At 61.5% G+C, this 4380-nt stretch carries 2 protein-coding genes; both read left to right on the forward strand.

Annotation, left to right across the window (positions count from 1 at the left end):
* A partial coding sequence (locus tag JNL55_RS27335) for a ShlB/FhaC/HecB family hemolysin secretion/activation protein (protein ID WP_293862070.1) occupies positions 1–1319 on the forward strand: 1319 nt, incomplete at its 5' end.
* A gap of 15 nt (positions 1320–1334) precedes the next feature.
* Positions 1335–4295, forward strand: a complete 2961-nt coding sequence (locus tag JNL55_RS27340; RefSeq protein WP_293862073.1) for a filamentous hemagglutinin N-terminal domain-containing protein — start codon at positions 1335–1337, stop codon at positions 4293–4295.
* Positions 4296–4380: the final 85 nt, after the last annotated feature.

Raw genomic sequence — 4380 nt, forward strand, 5'->3', positions numbered from 1 at the left:
AGACGGTGGATGAGGGCATCGTCCGCCTCAAGGTCACCGAAGGCCGGTTGGACCGAGTGCGAGTTACCGGCGCGCGTTACTTTTCCAACGGTGCCATTCGCAGCGAGCTAACGGCACTCCAATCCGGCTCAGTCATGAGCCTGCCGGAGTTGCAGACTCAGCTGGGCCAGATCAACCAGCAGTCGCGTGATCGCTCCATCACCCCGGTGTTGAAGGCCGGTCGCTCTCCAGGCACGGTCGACATCGAGCTCAAAGTGCAGGACAGCTTGCCGTTTCACGGCAGCGTCGAAGTCAACGATCGCTACAGCGCCAACACCACCCACACGCGCGCCAGCGTGAACTTGAGCTACGACAATCTGTTTCAGAAGTTCCACAGCCTGTCGCTGCAATACCAGACCTCTCCCGAGGATCTGGACGAAACCCGTGTGCTGGCGGGCACGTATCTGGCGCCGCTGTCCAACGGCAACATGCTCGCGGTCTACGCCGTCGATACCAACAGCGACTTCGCGGTGGTGAACACCGGTGGCGATCTGTCGGTGCTGGGTACCGGCAATATCTATGGACTGCGCTACATCACACGGCTGCCCATCATGGGCGGCTACTCGCAGAACATCACGTTAGGTGCCGACTACAAGAGCTTCGAAGACGACATCGTGCTGGCCGACGGCACCACCGACACCACGCCGATTCGCTACATGACTTGGACCGCCGGTTACAGCGGCGTACTCGGCCGTGACACCAGCACGACTGGATTCAATCTCAACGCCAACATCGGTTTGCGCGGCTTGGTCAACGACCAAGCGGAGTTCAGTTACAAACGCGCCGACGCCAATGCGAGCTTCTTCTATCTGCGGGGCGATGCTTCGCATCTACAAAAGCTTTGGGCGGGTTCGGCGTTGTACCTCAAGGCTGTGGCGCAGTGGGCGCCCGATTCGTTGATCAGCAACGAGCAGTTCGCCAGTGGTGGCGCGGATGGCGTGCGCGGCTATGTGGAGTCGGCGCTGATGGGCGATCGCGGCGTCGGTGGCACTGTCGAGATTCGCTCGCCGTCCATGCATCACTGGTTCGGCGAGTACGCACAGCAGTTGATCGGCTTTGTCTTCTACGACGCTGCACATCTCACCCAGCTTTCGCAGATCGATGATGACGGCAACGCCGTGTCGCGAGGTTTCAATCTGTGGAGTGCTGGCGCCGGTCTACGTTTCGTCGGCTTTGGCGGCATGGAGGCAGCGCTCGACTGGGCCTATCCCCTGCGGGATTGGGACGATGTGCAGAAGGGCGATTCGCGCATTCATTTCCGGCTGCGTTACGCGTTTTGAGGTTTAGAGATGGGCATGAGTGAGTCGATGACGCAGGGATTGAACGGCGGGCTGTTGACCGACGCGGTGCGGCGGGCACTACGCACGCGCGCGCGACGTTTGGGCTGGCTGCCTGGCGTGTCGCTCGCCTTCACGGCGGGTTTGTTCGTTTCGTCGGCGCAGGCCGAACTGCCGGTGATCTGCGTCTCGGGCGCGTCCTGCGGCAACAGCAATAGCGTCATCAACAATGCATTGAGCGGTGTGTCCGGGCTCAACGTCACCGGCAACACGATGACCGTCAATCAGAACGCCGCCAATGCGGTGTTGCATTGGCAGAGCTTCAATATCTCCCGCGACAGCAGCGTCAATTTCGTTCAGCCCAATAGCGATTCGGTGGCGCTCAACCGCATCTATCAGAACGGCGCCTCGCAGATTCTGGGCAATCTCACCGCCAACGGCCGTATCTATCTGATCAACCAGAACGGTGTGGTGTTCGGTGAAGGCTCGGTAGTGAACGTTGCGGGCTTGATTGCGAGTTCGCTGGATATTTCCAGCCTGGCGTTGAAAGCCGATGGCAGCACCGACCTCACTGCAGCTGGCCAAGCCGGCCAGTCGGCGTTTCAGTTGTTCCGGGATGCTAACGGTAACGTTCTCAGCAGCGGCGATATCGTGGTCGGCGACGGCGCCACCATCACCACCAAAGATGGCGGCCAGGTGTTCATGTTCGCGCCGAACGTCTACAACTACGGCTCCATCAAGACGCCGGGTGGCCAGACTGTGCTGGCGGCAGGCGATTCGGTGTATCTCGCCAGCAGCACGGATAAAAACCTGCGCGGCGTATGGGTCGAGGTCGGCACCGGCGGCACCGTGGTCAACGGGCGTGAGAACAATGCCGGCGTCACTGATCCCACGCAGCTGGTCGGTCAGATCATCGCCGAACGCGGCAACATCACGCTGGCCGGCGCGGCAGTAAATCAGCTCGGGCGTCTCACCGCGACCACGTCGGTGAACGAAGCCGGCTCGATTCGCTTGGTCGCCCGCGATGGCGGATCGGTCCACAGCGCGACCGGCGAAGATGTCACGCTCACTGGCGCCACCGGCGGCACGCTGATCTTGGGCAGCAATAGCTCTACCGAAGTGCAGCTGGACGCCAGCGACGACACTACGGTGGATAGCAATGCTCAGCCCACGTCTCAAGTGGTCGCCATCGGCGAAAAGATCGTCGTAGAGAAGGACGCACGCATCGTCGCCCCGCATGGCGAAGTGACCTTGGCTGCGTGCAGCGACTGCAACGTCATCACCAACAATACGTTGGCGAAGGTGAAGGAGTTGGCCACCGAAGTCAGCTCGGCCGCCGACAACTCCCGAATCTATGTGGCGAACGGCGCGCTGATCGATGTTTCCGGCGTGGACATCACCAAGAGCGTCGAAAGCAATGTAATCAAAGTCGAGTTGCGCGGTGACGAGCTGGCTGACAGCGAGTTGCAGCGAGACAGCGCCTTGCGCGGCGAGACGGTCTATGTCGACCTTCGACGCAGCGGCACTCGTGAAGATGGCACGGAATGGGTGGGCAGCCCCATCGGCGATCTGGCCGGCTGGGTGGGCGGCATTCAGAAGAATGTTCATGAGCGCAGCCTCACCGGCGGCACCGTGAATCTGTTGTCCAAGGGCGAGGTCATTCTCGACCGTGGCTCGACCATCGACCTGTCCGGCGGTTCGATCACGTACACCGGCGGTTACATCAATACCTCCAACGTGCTCGGCGCCAACGGCAGGATCTATGACATCGCTGATGCCGACCCGAGTCGCGAATACGTCGGCGTGACCAGCAGCGGCACGCACACAGTCTACGACCAGCGCTGGGGCCTGACGCGAACCTTCACTGCAGGCGGCACGCAGGGCTACTACGAACAAGGCTATGTCGAAGGCAAGGACGCCGGCACCTTGCAGGTGGTGTCGAATCGAGCCGTGCTCGATGGCAGCATCAAAGCAGAGACCGTGGTCGGACGCTATCAGCGGCAGTTGAGCAGCGATCTCACCGATGCCTCCGCGCTGTATCGTCCCTATGACGAGTTGCCTTTGAGCGGCACGCTCATTCTGGGTAAAACAGCTGCTGGCGGTGAACAGCCTGACTATGCGATCGGCGATGTGATCCTGTCCGGCAGCACGGCTCAACAGTTGGCCGCTGACTTCGACCCGCTGACGGGCTCGCTCGGCGACATCGGTAGCACGGTGTTACTGGGCAGCGATCTGTTCGGCACCAATCGCGTCGGCAACCTCACTCTGCGTGCGAATGGCAACGTCACAGTGGCGCAGGACGCCGATGTGGTGTTGTCGCCCGGCGGTGTGATGAATGTAACGGCCGGCGCGATTGAAGTCGCCGGTTCCATCACGAGTCATGGCGGTGAGATTGCGCTCACCGCGCGTCCCACCTTGACCGCGGCTGCATTGGGCGATGGGTTGGTGGTGAAGAGCGGAGCTACGCTCGACACCAGCGGCACCTGGGTGAATGACACCGCGAACGCCAACGGTGGCGCTGTCGACACTGCGCCGCTCGCCATCGACGGCGGCAGTGTGAAGCTGCAAGCGCAACGAAATTCGCTGGTGCTCGAGTCGGGCAGCGTCATCGACGCATCGGGCGGCGCGCAGCTCACCAGCGGCGGCAAACTCGTGAGCGGCGATGCCGGATCGATCTCTCTGAGCAACACGCAATCAGCGGACGTTACCGATCCTGCTACGACCATGACGCTCGACGGCGAGCTGCGTGCGTACGGCTTCGAGAATGGCGGTAGCTTGTCGGTGCAGACCACTGGCGTGTGTATCGCTGAGGAGAGCGCCAACTGTGAGCAGGGCGATGCCGACACGCTGTCGCTGACTCCAGAGTTCTTCCAGTCCGGCGGCTTTGGTAGCTACAACATCGCCAGCAATCGCGGCGGCATCGAAGTGGCCGACGGCACGACGGTCACCTTGCGTCAGCAAAACTGGATCACGCCTTAGTCTGGTAATTTGAGCCGCTTCGCGACGGGCACTTCGCTAGAAGACATCGCCACCGTCGGTCTGTTGGAAGACATCGAGCGTCACG

The sequence above is a fragment of the Steroidobacter sp. genome (genome assembly GCF_016790065.1).
In the GTDB taxonomy this organism is placed as follows: Bacteria; Pseudomonadota; Gammaproteobacteria; order Steroidobacterales; family Steroidobacteraceae; genus Steroidobacter.